This is a genomic window from Falsirhodobacter xinxiangensis, from assembly GCF_004959935.1.
Lineage (GTDB): Bacteria > Pseudomonadota > Alphaproteobacteria > Rhodobacterales > Rhodobacteraceae > Falsirhodobacter > Falsirhodobacter xinxiangensis.
In genome coordinates this window covers 241,425-257,110 of sequence record NZ_SMYN01000003.1, presented here as the reverse complement: position 1 = coordinate 257,110, position 15,686 = coordinate 241,425, and the positions used below count along the sequence as shown (strand labels likewise).

Annotated in this window: 15 protein-coding genes; 9 read left to right on the top strand and 6 right to left on the bottom strand. The window is 67.4% G+C overall.

Going from position 1 to position 15,686, the window contains the following annotated elements; all coding sequences use genetic code 11:
* Nucleotides 1–14: 14 nt before the first annotated feature.
* Nucleotides 15–824, top strand: coding sequence for a response regulator (locus tag E2K76_RS05265; protein WP_136683225.1), 810 nt, complete (start codon nucleotides 15–17; stop codon nucleotides 822–824).
* A gap of 82 nt (nucleotides 825–906) precedes the next feature.
* Here E2K76_RS05265 and E2K76_RS05260 read toward each other — a convergent pair whose 3' ends face one another.
* Nucleotides 907–1,284 (bottom strand): hypothetical protein, encoded by a 378-nt coding sequence (locus E2K76_RS05260; RefSeq protein WP_136683224.1) that lies wholly within the window; start codon nucleotides 1,282–1,284, stop codon nucleotides 907–909.
* Between the two features lie 81 nt (nucleotides 1,285–1,365).
* Between E2K76_RS05260 and E2K76_RS05255 the strand changes: the two genes are divergently transcribed.
* Nucleotides 1,366–2,097: a Crp/Fnr family transcriptional regulator gene (locus E2K76_RS05255; RefSeq protein WP_136683223.1), complete on the top strand. Its 732-nt coding sequence runs from the start codon at nucleotides 1,366–1,368 to the stop codon at nucleotides 2,095–2,097.
* 93 nt (nucleotides 2,098–2,190) lie between these two features.
* On the top strand, nucleotides 2,191–2,682 hold the full coding sequence (locus E2K76_RS05250) for a hypothetical protein (RefSeq protein WP_136683222.1): 492 nt from the start codon (nucleotides 2,191–2,193) through the stop codon (nucleotides 2,680–2,682).
* Nucleotides 2,683–2,727: 45 nt separating this feature from the next.
* Here E2K76_RS05250 and E2K76_RS05245 read toward each other — a convergent pair whose 3' ends face one another.
* Nucleotides 2,728–4,245, bottom strand: a complete 1,518-nt coding sequence (locus E2K76_RS05245; protein ID WP_136683221.1) for a phospholipase D-like domain-containing protein — start codon at nucleotides 4,243–4,245, stop codon at nucleotides 2,728–2,730.
* On the bottom strand, nucleotides 4,242–4,964 hold the full coding sequence (locus tag E2K76_RS05240; protein WP_136683220.1) for an endonuclease/exonuclease/phosphatase family protein: 723 nt from the start codon (nucleotides 4,962–4,964) through the stop codon (nucleotides 4,242–4,244). The genes E2K76_RS05245 and E2K76_RS05240 overlap by 4 nt, the downstream gene beginning before the upstream one ends.
* 126 nt (nucleotides 4,965–5,090) lie before the next feature.
* Between E2K76_RS05240 and E2K76_RS05235 the strand changes: the two genes are divergently transcribed.
* Genes E2K76_RS05235 through E2K76_RS05215 form a run of 5 tightly spaced genes read left to right on the top strand, consistent with a single transcriptional unit; the run spans nucleotide 5,091 to nucleotide 9,715 of the window.
* Nucleotides 5,091–6,056, top strand: a complete 966-nt coding sequence (locus tag E2K76_RS05235; RefSeq protein ID WP_136683219.1) for an ABC transporter substrate-binding protein — start codon at nucleotides 5,091–5,093, stop codon at nucleotides 6,054–6,056.
* A complete protein-coding gene (locus E2K76_RS05230; RefSeq protein ID WP_220432173.1) occupies nucleotides 6,053–7,042 on the top strand; it encodes a FecCD family ABC transporter permease in 990 nt (329 codons plus the stop codon). Before E2K76_RS05235 ends, E2K76_RS05230 begins: the two co-directional genes overlap by 4 nt.
* On the top strand, nucleotides 7,039–7,977 hold the full coding sequence (locus tag E2K76_RS05225; RefSeq protein WP_136683218.1) for a FecCD family ABC transporter permease: 939 nt from the start codon (nucleotides 7,039–7,041) through the stop codon (nucleotides 7,975–7,977). Before E2K76_RS05230 ends, E2K76_RS05225 begins: the two co-directional genes overlap by 4 nt.
* Nucleotides 7,974–8,744: an ABC transporter ATP-binding protein gene (locus E2K76_RS05220; protein WP_136683217.1), complete on the top strand. Its 771-nt coding sequence runs from the start codon at nucleotides 7,974–7,976 to the stop codon at nucleotides 8,742–8,744. The genes E2K76_RS05225 and E2K76_RS05220 overlap by 4 nt, the downstream gene beginning before the upstream one ends.
* Nucleotides 8,741–9,715 carry a siderophore-interacting protein gene (locus tag E2K76_RS05215; protein WP_136683216.1) on the top strand — a complete coding sequence of 325 codons (975 nt, stop codon included), beginning with the start codon at nucleotides 8,741–8,743 and terminating at the stop codon, nucleotides 9,713–9,715. The genes E2K76_RS05220 and E2K76_RS05215 overlap by 4 nt, the downstream gene beginning before the upstream one ends.
* On the opposite strand, the gene E2K76_RS05210 is transcribed toward E2K76_RS05215, so the two are convergent.
* From E2K76_RS05210 to E2K76_RS05200, 3 genes are all read right to left on the bottom strand, one after another.
* The gene (locus E2K76_RS05210; protein WP_136683215.1) at nucleotides 9,712–11,415 is read right to left on the bottom strand and encodes an ABC transporter ATP-binding protein; all 1,704 of its coding nucleotides are present in this window, start codon (nucleotides 11,413–11,415) and stop codon (nucleotides 9,712–9,714) included. The two genes, E2K76_RS05215 and E2K76_RS05210, sit on opposite strands and share 4 nt — an antisense overlap.
* Nucleotides 11,416–11,496: 81 nt before the next feature.
* The gene (locus E2K76_RS05205) at nucleotides 11,497–13,434 is read right to left on the bottom strand and encodes a MacB family efflux pump subunit (protein WP_136683214.1); all 1,938 of its coding nucleotides are present in this window, start codon (nucleotides 13,432–13,434) and stop codon (nucleotides 11,497–11,499) included.
* Nucleotides 13,434–14,603, bottom strand: a complete 1,170-nt coding sequence (locus tag E2K76_RS05200) for an efflux RND transporter periplasmic adaptor subunit (protein ID WP_220432172.1) — start codon at nucleotides 14,601–14,603, stop codon at nucleotides 13,434–13,436. Before E2K76_RS05200 ends, E2K76_RS05205 begins: the two co-directional genes overlap by 1 nt.
* Before the next feature lie 120 nt (nucleotides 14,604–14,723).
* On the opposite strand from E2K76_RS05200, the gene E2K76_RS05195 reads away from it, so the two are divergent.
* A complete protein-coding gene (locus E2K76_RS05195; RefSeq protein WP_136683212.1) occupies nucleotides 14,724–15,665 on the top strand; it encodes an MGH1-like glycoside hydrolase domain-containing protein in 942 nt (313 codons plus the stop codon).
* Nucleotides 15,666–15,686 lie beyond the last annotated feature (21 nt).

Sequence of the window (15,686 nt, the reverse complement as noted above, 5' to 3'; positions counted from 1 at the left end):
GAAGGGGACAATCAATGCCGTCAGACGACACGCCCGACCTTGCCTTGCTGATCGGGGCGAACCTTCCCTACCTGCGTCGATACGCGCGTGCCCTGACCGGAAGCCAAGGAACGGGCGACCGTTTCGCCGCTGCGACCCTTGAAGCGATCCTTGAAGATGCGTCCATCTTCGATTCCGTCCACAACGAGAAGGTGGCGCTGTTCCACGCCTTCCATCTTGTCTGGGCCAGCGCCGGCGCCCCCTTGGGCGAACCCGACACCCGGCTGTCGGCAAAGGCGCAGGACCATATGGCGCACCTGACGCCGAACACGCGCGAGGCGCTGCTGCTGCACGCCATCGAAGGGTTCACCCATGAAGAGATCGGCGCAATCATGCAGATCGAGGGCAGCGAGGCTGCCGAACTGATCGAGATCGCGCAGCGCGAGATGGCCGATGCCGTCAGCGGCCGCGTCATGATCATCGAGGACGAGGCGATCATCGCCATGGACATCTCGGCCATCGTGTCCGAAATGGGTCACACGATCACCGGCGTCGCCCGCACCCGAACCGAAGCCGTCGCCCTTGCCGCCCGCGACAAGCCCGACCTGATCCTTGCCGACATCCAGCTTGCCGACAACTCGTCCGGCATCGACGCGGTCAACGACATCCTCAAGCAGTTCGACGACCTGCCCGTGATCTTCATCACCGCCTTCCCTGAACGGCTGCTGACCGGCAAGCGGCACGAACCCGCGTTCCTGATCACCAAGCCCTATCACGAGGACCAGGTTCGTTCGGCCGTCAGCCAGGCGATGTTCTTCTCCTCGACCGAGACTCTGGTCGCCTGATCGACCGGCGCGTCCTTTCCGGGTCATGAGATCCTCCGTTTCGATTCGGAGGGTCAACCCCGGAGGGCGCCGAACGTTCCCGTCATCGCCCTTGCGGAACGGCGGCGCGCATCAGCGTCGCGACCACCAGATCGGTCGTGAAGGGGCGCGGCAGCACAAGATAGCCGTCCCGTTCGCCCTCCACCTCCGCCTCGTCATGGATCAGCACGATCTGCCCGCCGCGGGCGCGTGCGGCCGTGCCCAGCCGATCATCCGCCAGAAGCCGCGGAGGCGTGTTGATGAACACCGCCGCCAGTCGGCCCTCCATTCCATACAGCGCCGCAACGGCATCCTCGCGCCGGGGGGTCGTGATCACCGTCGCACCCGGATCGTGTTCCGCGATGGCCTGCGCGATGTCCTGCGCCACCACCACCTGCCCCAGAACGATCACATAGATCGTCCGCCCGTCATGCCCGTCCATGAGATCATCCTTCTTCTTGCCTGACTTATGGAACCGGGACGAGGACCGCGCATTTAACTGCGACATAGGCGGGAACAAAACATGACGCGCGTGAACTGCACCCATTGCCCGCTCCGAAGCTTTAACGTCTTCACGCCCTTCACCGAAGGAGAGGTCGCGTTTCAGCAAAGCTTCAAGGCGGGCGAGCTGACGATCAAACGCGGCACGACCGTGCTGGCCGAAGGGTCCAGCAGCCCCCAGCTTTATACCGTGCTGGCCGGGCAGGGCGTTCGATACAAGACGCTGGAGAATGGGCGGCGGCAGGTGTTGAACTTCGTCTTCCCCGGCGACTTCCTTGGGCTGCAAGCCGGTCTGATGGGCGAGATGAAGCATTCGGTCGAAGCCTCCACGCCGATGGTGCTGTGCGTCTTCGACCGGGCCGAACTGTGGCAACTGTTCCGCGCCCAGCCCTCCCGCGCATATGATCTGACATGGATCGCCGCCGCCGAGGAGCATTTCCTGGGCGAGACGATCGCAACCCTTGGCCAGCGCGACGCAATCCAGCGGCTGGCCTGGGCGCTTTTGCGCATTCACGAACGGCTGGAGGCGGTGGGGCTGGTGCAGGACGGCGCGGGATCGATGCCCTTCCGCCAGCAGGATTTGGCGGATGCGCTGGGCCTGTCGCTGGTCCACACCAACAAGACCCTGTCGCGCCTGCGAGAGCGCGAATTGTGCGACTGGTCCGACGGCAGGCTGCGGATCATGAACATGGATGCGATGGCGCGGCTGGGCACGACCGAACGCGAAAAACCAGAACGCCGCCCGCTGATGTAAAGGGAACCGAAAGAGCCGATCCTGCGTTCCTCCGCCATAACTCACGGCGGCGAAGTCGCCAGCTTCAAAGAATTTTTCGCAGGAGAACACGAGATGTTTGCCAAACTGCTTGCCCCCGCCCTTCTGGCCGCTTCGGTCGCCATTCCCGCCCATGCGGTCGAAGCCGTCCGCGCGATCGAGGTCGAGGTTGATCTGTCCGCCATCTCCAACCCCGAGGCCGCCAAGCGTTACGCCTCGCTGGACGACGATCTGACCAATGCGATCACTGCCGCTGCGGTGGGCCTCATCAGCGACGACGAAGACGCCGCGACCCTGCGCGTCGATGTGTCCGAAGTGTTGCTTCAGGACCAGTTCGAAGTGTCCACCGGCATCGACGCCTCGTCCATGGCGGGCAGCGTCAGTGTGCTGAACAGCAACAACAACACAGACTATCAGGCGTTCGATCTGACGGTGACGCTGGCGCAGGCGATGCCCTACATCCCCGAAGGCGTGGACGTTGCCGTCCTGACCCCGTCCAGCGACGAGGTGTATCAGGCGCTGGTGCAGGCCTTCGCCGCCGAAGCCGTGGCACGCCTGAACGATTGACCCCACCCCCATCGCGAAAAGGCCCCGGTAAATCCGGGGCCTTTTTCACAGGTAGCTCTGGATCGGAAGATGCCCCGCGATCCAACTGACCGCCCGCAGGATCGGCGGTGCCTCGGGGTCGCGGTCCATCACCTCGGGCAGACCCGCGCGGCGAACGCGGAACCGGTGCCGCCCCTCATGCAATTCCAGCGCATAGGCGGCCTCGGGCGCGATATGAGCGTCGAACTCGGCCATCAGCTCGGCCACCACCTCAGGCTGTTCGAACAGCAGCCCCAGCTCGGTATTCATATAGGCCGATCGCAGGTCGTAATTCACCGAACCGATCAGCGCCCGCTTCCCATCGATCAGGAACAGCTTGGTGTGCAGCAGATCGCGGCGCCCGTCGCGGCGCGGGATCGGGCCGTATTCGAACATCCGCACCCCGGCCTTCAGCAATGGCAGGCGGTATCGGCCATAAGCGCCATGGACCACCAGCATGTCGGTGGTGCACAGCGCGTTGGTCAGCATCTCGACCCTGGCACCCCTACCGGCCAGATCGGTCAGCACTTCCATCCCCTCGTTCCCCGGCACGAAATAGGGGGTGATGAGGCGAAGGTCCCGCTCCGCTGCGCCAAGGATGTCCGGCAGGCGGTCCACCAGCCAAGGGGCGGAACGGCGACCATAGGCCTTGTCGGGCGGGTCCGCGATCAATTCAATCTGATTGGTGAAATGAAACCGGCGCGACAGCACCCCCTCGGGCAGCTTGCGGCCGATGAAGTCCCGCGCCTCGATCCGGGTCACGTGCCGCGCGATCCGGCGGCGAAAGGCGGCTGAACTGACGGTGAATTTCGGCCACAGCGTCAGGATCGGCAGCGACAGGCCAAGGTTCCAGTAATCGTCGAAGCTGCGTTCGGCGTCCTGCACCACCGGGCCGATGGCGGCGACATCGATGTCATGCGAATTGCGCACCCCGCTGCCCAGCGCGCCGAAATAGGTATCGCCGATGTTGCGCCCGCCCAGCACCGCGATCCGCCCGTCCGCGATCCACATCTTGCCGTGCATGCGCCGGTTGAAGCGGGCGATGCCCAACAGCATCTCGACCGTGCGGCGGATGGCGTGGCCGCGGCTGCGGGTCGGGTTGAACAGCCGCACCTCGATCCGGGGATGTTGGTTCAGCGCAAGGAAGGTCCGGTCGAACCCCTGCACGTTCACATCGTCCAGCAGCAGCCGCACGCGCACGCCCCGATCCGCCGCCTTCACCACCTCGGCCAGCAGCAGCCAGCCGGTCGTGTCCAGCCGCCAGATGTAATACATCAGGTCCAGACTGCGCCCCGCCATCGCTGCCGATTCCGCCCGTGCGGCATAGGCGTCCGGGTTCTTCAGCAGCGCCAGAAGCCCGCTGCGATCCGAAGTGAACCCTTCGTCCAGCAGCGTGCCTGCGCCCAGCGGCAGCGCGTGCGACACCGGCCCCCGCGCCCGTTTCGCCCAGCGGCGATAGGACCGGAACGTCCACCAGGACGCCAGAAGCAGCAGTGCCGCCGCCAGCAGCGCCCAAAGGATCAGATCGACGCCATCCGCGATCATCCCGGCACACCGACCGGCAGCCGCAGCCGCGCCTTGATCGGCAGATGGTCAGACGCGCGGCGCGCCAGCGGCGATCCATGAGCCTCGATCGCCGCGATCTCTCCGCGGCTCAGCATCACGCGGTCCAGCGGCAGCATCGGGTATCGGGCGGGAAAGCTGGGCACCACCGGGGCGGGAGGGAAATGGCGCAGGAACCCCGCCAGCGGCCCCGTCTCCACCCGCCATTCGTTCAGATCGCCCATCAGCAGCGTCGGGCGATCCGTCAGCGCCGCCAGCTTTTCCAGCACCGCCGCCGTCTGCCTTGTGCGCGACCGGGGCAGCAGCCCGAAATGCGCGCCGATCACCCGCAGGGGCGCGCCGTCGATCACGATGTCGGACATCAGCGCCCCGCGCGGCTCGAACCCCGGCAGGGCCATCTGGTGGACTTCCTCGATCTCGATTCCCTCGCGCACCAGCACCACGTTGCCGTGCCAGCCGTGGGACACGCCGCGCCCGGCCACCTCCACCTCGCGCAGGCCCAGATCGCGGCGCATCGCGGTCAGGTCCAGCAGGCCCTTGCGGTCGCCGAAGCGGCGGTCTGCCTCCTGCAAGGCGATCACATCGGCCTTCAGCTCGGCGATGACGGCCGCCGTGCGATGAAGATCGCGGCGGCGGTCACTGCCGACACCTTTGTGGATGTTCCAGGAAGCTACGGAGATTTCGCGGATCGGCTCGGTCATGGTCCGTTGGATATGGGTGCCGCGCGAAGCAAGACAACTTGACTCGGGTGCCAAGGCCGCAGAAACACGCGGCAAAGACGCGCAAGCCAGATGCCAGTGCGAACCGACCCGAGCCCCGGAGCGTTCATGCGCCTATCCCTGCTTGCGCTGGCCCTGTTGCCGCTGCCTGCCCTTGGGCAGTCGTTTCCCCAGGCCTTCACCCACCGCTATGGCGAAACCCTGCTGCCCGCCGCGCCCGAACGGGTCGTCTCGCTGGGCTATGTCGGGCATGACAACATTCTTGCGCTGGGCGTGGTGCCGGTGGGGCTGCGATACTGGTATGGCGACAATCCGGACGGCGTCTGGCCATGGGCCGAACCTGCGCTGCAAGGCCAGCATCCGATCGTCCTGCGCGGCGAGGTGTCGCTGGAACGCATCGCGGTTCTGGACCCCGACGTGATCATCGCCGTGTCGTCCGGCATCACCGCCGAGGAATATGCCGTCCTGTCGCGCATCGCCCCCACCATCGCGTCCGAGGCGCAGTATGGCGACTTCACCTCGCCGTGGCAGGTCCATGCCCGCACCATCGGGCGGGCGCTGGGCCGCGAAGCGGAGGCTGAGGCGCAGATCGCCGCGATCAAGGCACGCTTCGCCGCGATCCGCGAAGATCACCCGGACTGGCAGGGCGCATCGGGCATCGCCGCCTATCTCTGGGCCGGATCGCCGGGGGCCTTCACGGCGGGGGACGGGCGGGTGGAGATCCTGCAGGACATGGGCTTCGCCCTGCCCGCCGCGCTTGCCACCGGAAGCAGCTTCTTCACCGAGTTTTCGTCCGAGGATCTGTCGATCTTCGACACCGACCTGCTGGTCTGGATCAATGCCGGCGACGACCTGGCCCCGCTTCGAAACCTGACCCTGCGCAAGACGCTGGCCGCGCATCGCGAAGGGCGCGAGGTCTATGCCGATTACCTGCTGGCGGGGGCGATGGCGCATGGAACGCTGCTGTCGCTGCCATGGACGCTGGACCGTCTGGTGCCGCAGATCGAGGCGGCTATGGACGGCGATCCCGCAACCCCCGTCTCCTCGGCGGCCGAAGCGGGGCTGGCACCATGAGGGTCGTTCTGGTCATCGCCCTGCTGGTCGCCGGGGTCATCCTCAGCCTGTCGCTCGGTGCGCGCGCCGTCCCGCCGGCCGAGATATGGGCGGCGATCACCGCCTTCGATCCCTCCGATCCGAACCATCTGGTGATCCGCGATCTGCGTCTGCCGCGCCTTTGCGCCGCGCTGATCGCCGGGGTCGGGCTGGCACTGGCAGGCGTGCTGATGCAGGCGGTCACGCGCAACCCGCTGGCGGAACCGGGCATCCTTGGCGTGAACGCGGGCGCGGGTTTCGCCGTGGTGCTTGGCGTCTATGCCTTCGGGCTGTCGGGGGCGGCGCCGTGGCTGGCCTTTCCGGGGGCGGCGCTGGCGGCGGCGGCGGTGTTTCTTCTGGGCGGCGGCGCGCGGGCCGGATCGGGCGGCGGCGCGACCCCGGCGCGGCTGGCGCTGGCGGGGATCGCGCTGAACGCGCTCTTGATTTCGCTGATCTCGGCGCTGGTCCTGATGCGGGCCGAGGCGCTGGACGTCTATCGCTTCTGGATCGTCGGATCGCTGGCCGAGGCGCAGATGCGCCCGCTGTTGCCCATGGCGGCAACCGTGGCCGCAGGGGTGGTTCTGGCCTTCGCCTCGGCCCCCGGCCTCGATGCGCTGGCGCTGGGCGACGAGGCGGCGCGGAGCCTTGGCACCCGCACGGGACTGGTCCGCGCCTCGGTGCTGCTGGCGGTGACGCTGCTGTGCGGCGGGGCCGTGGTGGTGGCGGGGCCGATCGCCTTCCTTGGCCTTGCGGTGCCGCATCTGGCGCGGATGATCGCGTCGCGGTCGGTCGTGGCGACCTTGGCGGTGGCGCTCCCGCTTGGCCCTGCGATCCTGCTGGCGGTCGATGTGTTCGGTCGCGTCGTCATGCCCCCGGCAGAGTTGCGCGTCGGCACCACGGCGGCCGCGCTGGGCGGCGTCATCTTCATCCTGATCGCGCGCCGGATGCGCCCCGGAGAGGTCACATGATCCGCCTGTCCGGCCTGCTTCTGGCCGCCATACTCCTCGGCCTCGCCTTTGGCGAGGTGCACCTGCCCCCTTCCGCGATCCTGCGATGGGACGGCGCGGCGGAACTGCTGATCGGCGTGATCCGCGCCCCCCGCGTCGCGGTTGCGGTGCTTGCAGGCGCAGCCCTTGGGCTGGCGGGGGCGCTGCTCCAATCGCTGCTGCGCAACCCGCTCGCCTCGCCCGATGTGCTGGGCTTCACCTCGGGGGCGGGGCTGGGCGCGATGCTGGTGGTGGCCTTGGGCGGCGGGGCGCTGTCGATCACGCTGGGCGCGGCCTCGGGCGGGGTTCTGGCGGCGCTGGCGGTGACGGCGCTGTCGTGGAAAAGCGGGATCGTGCCGCTGCGGATGATCCTTGTGGGCATCGGCGCGTCCTTCACGCTTCAGGCGATCACGCAATTCATGATGACCCGCCTGACCGGGGCCGAGGCGGTGGAGGCGGCACGCTGGCTGTCCGGATCACTGGCCGCGCGGCATTGGGGGCATGCGATGCAGATCGGCCTGTGCCTTGCCGTTCTGCTGCCGCTTGCGGCGCTGTCGCTGCGGGCGTTGCGGCTTCTGGAACTGGGGGACGAGGTGGCGACCGGCCTTGGCCTGCACGTCACCCGCGCCCGTGCCGGGATCGCGGCGCTGGCCGTGGCGCTGGTGGCAAGCGCGGTGGCTGTGGCGGGGCCGGTGCCGTTCGTTGCGCTGCTGGCCGGGCCGCTGGCGGTGCGCTTCGGCGCGCCGATGCTGCTTGGCGCGGCGGTGGTGGGTGCGATCGTCACCGTGCTGGCCGATCTTGCGGCGCGCGGGTTGATCGACGGGGTGCAACTGCCGCTGGGCGTGATGACGGGCATCCTCGGCGCGCCGTATCTTTTGTGGATGCTGTCGCGGGAAATGGAGAGGGGAAGGCTATGAGGCTTCAGGCGAAGGGCATCGACGTCGCCTATGACGGGCGCCGCGTGATCGAGGGGCTGGACCTGACCATCCCCGACGGCAAGGTGACCGCGATCATCGGCCCGAACGGCTGCGGTAAATCGACGCTGCTGAAGACGCTGGCGCGGCTGATCCGCCCGACAAAAGGGCAGGTGTTTCTGGACGGGCAGGACATCCACGCCGCCCACACCCGCGACGTCGCGCGCAAGCTGGGCCTGCTGCCGCAATCGCCGCTGGCCCCCGAGGGAATCACCGTGGCCGATCTGATCGCGCGCGGCCGCGCACCGTGGCGCAGCATCCTGGGCCGCTGGTCCCCCGCCGACACCGCCGCCCGCGATGCCGCCCTTTCCGCGACCGGGCTGGAGGCGCTGGCGGACCGCCCCATCGCCGCGCTGTCGGGCGGACAGCGCCAGCGGGCATGGATCGCGATGACGCTGGCGCAGGACACGCCGATCCTGCTGCTGGACGAGCCGACGACCTATCTGGACCTGCCGCATCAGGTCGATCTGCTGCGCCTTCTGGGCCGGTTGAACCGCGATTCAGGCCGCACGGTGGTGTCGGTGCTGCACGATCTGGGACTGGCGGCACGGTTTTCGGATCACGTCATCGTCATGTCGGCCGGCAAGGTGCTGGCCGAAGGCCCCCCGTCCGAGGTAATAACCACGCAGACACTCGCCACCGCCTTCGGGCTGGAAGCCGTGGTCATCCCCGACCCGATTGCCAACACTCCGCTTGTGGTGCCCGTTTGACCGAATCCATCGCCGCCCGCATCACCCTTCCCGCCGAGGCTGCCGCCAGTGCGCTGCGCCGCCATCTGGCCTTCTATGAAATCGAATGCGAGGAGATCGCAGGGGGCCTTCGCGCCACCGTCTGGGGCGGCACGCTGCGCCTGCTTTGGGGCGATGGCGGCGTGCGCGTGATCGCCGAAGCACCCGACATGACCATGCTGTTCGCCTTGCAGGAAGGCGTCGCCCACGCGCTGGACCACGAGGGCGGCACCGCCATCTGGGAACAGGTGACCGAAGGCGCGCTGGCCCCGAACCTGTCGCTGGTGCGGGTCGAGAGCGTCACGCAGATCTCGCCCGGATACCGCCGCATTCGCGTCGTGGGCGACGTGGAACGGTTCGAGGCGAACGGGCTGCATTTCCGCGTCCTGATCCCGCCGGACGGGATCGCGCCGGAATGGCCGCGCCTTGATGCCAATGGCCGCGCCCGCTGGCCCGAGGGCGCGGCGGAGCTGCACCGCCCCGCCTTCACCACCCGCGCGCTGGGCGACGGCTGGCTGGATTTCGACGTGTTCCTGCACGAAGGCGCGCGCACGACCGAATGGTCAAAGACGGCGGTCGGCAAGACGGTGGGGCTGATCGGCCCCGGCGGCGGCTGGCTGATCGAGGACAGTTGGGTCGCGCTGTTCGGGGACGAGACCGCCCTGCCCGCCATCGCCCGGATGCTGGCGGGCCTGCCGCGCGAGGCGCAGGGCTGCGCCTATCTGAAGGTCGCCGAATGTGACATGCAGGATCTGGCACATCCGCCGGGCGTCAGGCTCGCGCGAACGGATGATCTGCTGTCGGCGCTGCTGCGGACCGAAGCGCCGACCGGCCCGCGCCGATTCTGGTTCGCGGCCGAGAAATCCGAGGCCACCCGTGCCCGCGAGTTGATGAAGGCCAAGGGGCTGGCGAAGACCGAGATGGTCGCCGCGGGCTACTGGTCCCGCGATTAGGCAGCGCTCAGCCGCGAATACCGCCCGCCCGAGGCTTCAAGCTGCGAATGGGTGCCGATCTCGGCCACGCGCCCTTCCTCCATCACCACGATCCGGTCGGCATGGCGGATCGTCGCCAGACGGTGCGCGATGATCAGCGTCGTGCGCCCCACCGCCAGCGCGTCCAGCGCCGCCTGAATCTCGCGCTCGGTTTCCGTGTCCAATGCCGAGGTCGCCTCGTCTAGAATCAGGATCGGCGGGTTCTTCAGGAACGCCCGCGCGATCGCCACGCGCTGTTTCTGGCCGCCCGACAGCATCACGCCACGCTCGCCCACCACCGTGTCCAGCCCCTCGGGCAACATGGCGATCATGGGCCCAAGCTGGGCGCGGGCCGCAGCCTCATTGATTTCGGCCTCGGTTGCCTCCAGACGGCCATAGGCGATGTTCTCGCGCAGGGTGCCGCCGAACAGGAACACGTCCTGCGACACGATGCCGATCTGGCGGCGCAGCGATTCCACCGTCATCTTGTTCAGCGGGATGCCGTCGATGGTGATCTGGCCTTGGTCCGGCTGATAGAATCGCGGCACCAGTGCCAGCAGCGTCGTCTTGCCCGCGCCGGACGGGCCGACGAAGGCCAGCGTCTCGCCCGGACGGACGTCGATGTCGATGCCATGCAGGATCGGGCGGGCCTGGTCATAGCCGAAGCCTACCCCCTCGAACCGGATCGCGCCTTTCAGATCCGGCGCGGGGGTCGCATCGGGCGCATCCGCGATTTCCGGCTCGATCTCCAGCAGGTCGAGATAGCGGCGGAAGCCCGCGATCCCGCGCGGATAGGTCTCGATCACCGAAGCGATCTTGTCCAGCGGGCGGAAGAACACGCCGACCAGCAGCAGGAACGCCACGAACCCGCCGGTCGAAAGATCGCCCGACAAGACGTATCCCGCCCCCGCAACCATCACGACCACCTGAATCGCGCGCATGCCCATGTAGTTCAGTGAAACCGACTGCGCCATGACCTTGTAGGCCGCCAGCTTCGTCGCGCGATAGCTGTCGTTGTCCTTGGCGAACAGCGCCTTTTCGTGCTCCTCGTTGGCGAAGGCCTGAACGACGCGGATGCCGCCCACGTTCTCCTCCAGCCGGACGTTGAAGGAGGCGACGCGGGCATAGATCGCCTGCCACGTCTTGGTCATCCGCCCGCCGAAATAGATTACGATGGCCATGGTCGCCGGCACGATCACCGCCGTCATCAGCGCCAGATCGAGGTTGATCGACGCCATCAGCAGGAACGCCCCGACAAAGGTCATGATCGCGATGAACAGGTCTTCGGGGCCGTGATGCGCGACCTCTCCGATCTCCTCCAGATCGCGGGTGACGCGCGCGACCAGCTTGCCCGTGCGCTGCCGATCGAAATAGCGGAAGGACAGCTTTTGCAGATGGGCAAAGGCCTTGCGGCGCATCTCCGTCTCGATGTTGATGCCCAGTTTGTGGCCCCAATAGGTCACGATCGCCATCAGCCCGGTGTTCAGCGCATAGATCGCCAGAAGCCCCACCGCCGCCATGATCGTCAGCGACCAGTCGCCCTGCGGCAGCAGGTAGTCGATGAACCCCTTGATCGCCAGCGGGAAGGCCAGCTCCAGCAGACCCGACGCCACCGCGCAGCCGAAATCCAGCCAGAACAGACCGACCCAAGGGCGGTAATAGGAGAAAAACTGGCGCAGCATCGGTCGAACCCTTCGGAAGCCGGGACGGTGGGCCATCCCAAGTCAAACAGTCAGGTATTGGAACCGCCGCCCGATGGCAAGTTATTCCCGTGTCAGCGCCTCCACCGGGTCCAGCCGCGATGCGGCACGAGCGGGCAGGAAGCCGAAGGTGATGCCGATGATGGTCGAGGATGCCACCGCCGCAACGATTGATGCCGAGGAGTAGACCAGCGCGAAATCGGCGGAAATGGCGCGGATCGCCTGCCCCATGCCCAGCGCCAGAAGAATGCCCAGCACCCCGCCGATCAGGCAGACCAGCACCGCTTCGATCAGGAACTGGGTGATGATGTCGCCCTGCCGCGCCCCCACGGCGATCCGCACCCCGATCTCCTTGGTGCGTTCGGTGACCGAGACCAGCATGATGTTCATCACCCCCACGCCCCCCACCAGAAGCGAGATGACGGCGATGCCCGAGATCAGCAGCGTCAGCGTGCGCGTCGTGGCCGTGATCGTCTCGCGGATGGTGTCGGTGTTGGTCAGGAAAAAGTCCTGCTTGCCGTGGCGGGTGGTCAGCAGCTTGGTGATCAGCGCCTCCGCCGTCGCCATTTCGAAATCGTCGGCCACGCGGACGGATATGGTGTTCACGTAATCCTGCCCCGACACCCGCGCCATCGCGGTGGTGAAGGGGATGAACATCGTCAGCGCCGAACGCGGCCCGAAGCTGACGCCCGACGCCTCGACCACGCCGACGATGCGGACGGGCACGCGGCCCATCATCACCACCTGCCCCACCGGGTCCGTGCCATCGGGAAACAGTGCCTCGACGCCTTCCTTCTCGATCACCGCTTCCTGAGCGTGATCGCGGATGCCGTCGTCCGAAAAGGTGACGCCTTCGATGGTCTTGAACGACTTGGCCTGAAAGTAATCCACCCCGACACCGGTGATCGAGGCCGACACCTCCACATTTCCGCGCCGGACGGTCGCGCTGGCCGACACCTCGGGCGAGACGCCGAACGCATAGGGCTGCTGCGACAGGGCGACGGCATCTTCCGCCGTCAGCGCCCGCACGCGGTTCGCGCTTCGGTCGCCAAAGCCCGATCCGTTGCGGATGTCGATCGTGTTCGACCCCATCCCCGAGATGTTTTTCAGCACCTGTTCCTGCGTGCCCGTGCCCAGCGCCACCACCGACACGACGGATGCGATGCCGATGATGATGCCCAGCATCGTCAGGAAACTGCGCATCCGATGCGCCGCCATCGACCGCACCGCCATGACCAGCGCCTCGCGGAAACGGTCCAACCCGGCGGCCAGCACCTTCTTCTGCGGGCGGTCGGGGCGCAGGGGCGGGGCGGCCTGCGACGCGCGCGTGTCCGACACGACCTCTCCGTCGCGCATCTCCACGATGCGTTCGGCCATGGCGGCGACGCCCGGATCGTGCGTGACGATGACGATGGTGTGCCCCTCGGCATGAAGTTCCTGCAGCAACTTCATCAGTTCCGCGCCCGAGCCGCTGTCCAGCGCCCCGGTCGGCTCGTCGGCAAGGATCACCTCGCCACCGTTCATCAGCGCCCGCGCGACCGACACCCGCTGCTGCTGCCCGCCCGACAGCGCGCCGGGGCGGTGGTCCAACCGCTCTCCCAGACCCAGCCGGGTCAGCAGCGCCTCGGCCCGCGTCCGGCGTTCTGCCCGCGCGACGCCCTTGTAGATCGCCGGAACCTCGACGTTCGACACCGCGTCCAGATCGGGCAGAAGCTGATACCGCTGGAAGATGAAGCCGAAATGTTCGCGGCGAAGTTCCGCCAGATCATCCGGCCCAAGCTCCGAAATCTCGCGCCCGGCAAAACGGTAGCTGCCCGCCGACGCCCGGTCCAGAAACCCGAGGATGTTCATCAGCGTCGATTTGCCCGACCCCGACTGGCCGATGATCGCGACCATTTCCCCGGCACGGATGTCGAGGTCGATGTCCTTCAGAACCGTGATCGTCTGGTCCCCGGCGGCAAATTCGCGCCGGATGCCGCGGATGGAGATGAGCGGCTCCATCAGAAGCCCATCGGCCTGCCACGCGGGTTGCGCGCGGCGCTGGCCAGCCCCTCGGCGGCACCGGAGGCGAGGATCTGCTCGCCCTCCTCCAGCCCGGATATCACCTCGGCGCTGACGTTGTTGTTCATGCCCACCACGATCGCGCGACGCGCGACGGCCTGGGTGGCGGGGTCATAGACGCTGACGGTATAGCCCTGCCCCGACCGCGCCCCAAGCGCCGCCGACGGCACGATCAGCACATCTCTTGCGGCGGCCAGCGCGATGGTCACTTCGGCCGTCATGCCGATGCGAAGCTGCCCGTCCGGGTTTTCCACATCGAACAGCCCGTTGTAATAGATCGCCTCCTCGGTCGAGATGGTATCGGCATCCTTGATCCCCGCAGGCGCAGGTTCGATCGCGCGCACGCTTGCCTCGAACACCCGTTCGGGATCACCGAGGATGGAAAACGTCACGTCCTGCCCCGATTTCACGCGCACCACGTCGGCCTCGGAAATTTCGGCTTTGACGACCATGTTCTCCAGATCGGCCAGTTTCACGATGGTGGGGGTGGATTGGTTGGCGTTCACCGTCTGGCCCTGCTGGGTGACGATGGCGACAACTGTGCCGTTGATGGGCGCGGTGATGCTGGTGCGGTCCAGCGCGGTCTGGGCCGTGGCGACGGCGATCTCGGCGCTGGTCTTCTGCGCGGCCAACTGTTCGATCTCGGCCTTCAGCACATCCAGGTTCGCCTCCGCCGTCTCCAGCGCCTCCTCATAGCTGTTGCCTTGGGCGCGCAGGCGGACCTGCCGTTCGAACGCAAGCTGGGCCGCGCGTTCGTTCGCATTCTTGGCGGCGATCTGGGCGTCGATCTGGGCCAGTTCCGCCTCGGCCCGGCGCACGTCGTTCTTCTGGTCCAGATTGTCGATCTGCGCGATCAGATCGCCTTCGGCCACCTTGTCGCCCAGCCGCACGGCCAGCGTTTCGACCGTGCCCGACACCTGCGCACCGACGCTGACGAGGTTCGAGCTTTCGACCTGCCCGGATGCCAGCACGTTCACCGTCACATCCCCCCGCGCAACCTTGTAGGTTGCCGGACGGATCGCCGCCTCGCCGCTGCTGCCCTGCCAGAACCACCATCCGCCCAGCAGGACGGCGGCGGCCAGTGCGGTGATCCAGAACTTCTTCTTCATTGTGGCCCCAAGGCTTGTCACGCATCCCATATGGGCATCAACGCAAAGGCGCGCCAGTTCCGTCGCAGGGAACCGCAACGCCCGCGCGTGGATTGTTCCCGCAACATGAGGGGGTTTTCCATGACCGATCTTTCCGCCGCCGACAAAGGCACCCATTTCGCCAGAACCGGAATGCCGCAGGGCGCGATGGCATCCATGCTGGCCGCGTTGGCGCTGGCCGAAACCGACCCCGTCCGCGGCTGGACCGAGATGGAGACGCTGCTGGAAAACCAGTGGCCCGACGGGATGGTGCCGCACCTGATCTATCACCAACCGTCGGAGGCGTTCCCGGCAGACAGCCTGTGGGTCACGGGCCGCCCGGTCACGACATCGGGGCTGACGGTGCCGCCGCTGGCGGGGATGGTGCTGCTGCGGCTTCATCGCGCCGCACCCGACCCGCGCGCGGCGGCGCTGGTCGCGGCGGTGGACCGCTGGCACGGCTGGTTCGGCACCCATCGCGACCCCGAGGGCGAGGGGCTGGCCGCGATCCTGCACCCGTGGGAATCCGCGCGCTCGGATGCGACCGACTGGGCGGAGCCTTTCGCACAAGTCCCGACCGAAGGCGTCGCGCAATACCTGCCCGAAGGCGCAGGCCCGGATCAGGCACGGGCGGTCTGGCTGATCGAACGCTTCCGATCCTTGGGATGGGAGACGGCGGAACTGCACAACGGATCGCCCTTCTGCGTCGTCGATCCCGGTCTGAACGCCGTTCTGATCCGGTCCTGCGAGGATCTGGCGACCGTGGCCGAGGAGTTGGGCGATGCGGAGACAGCGGCGTCGAACCGCGAACGCGCCGTGCGGATGCGGGCCGCGCTGGAGAATCTGGCCGAAGACGGACGCTATCTGCCGCTGGACCGCATTTCCGGGCGGCTGATCGGGACGGCTTCGGCGGGGACGGTCCTGCCGAAGATCGCTGGACTGCCCGTCACCGCAGAGGCGCTTGGCCCGGTGGAGCCTTGGGTGGCGTTCCTGCTGAACGGCGGTCCTGCCCTGCCTGCCGCCACGTCCGCGTTGACAGGCTGACCCAGCCGCGCCACGCAGGGG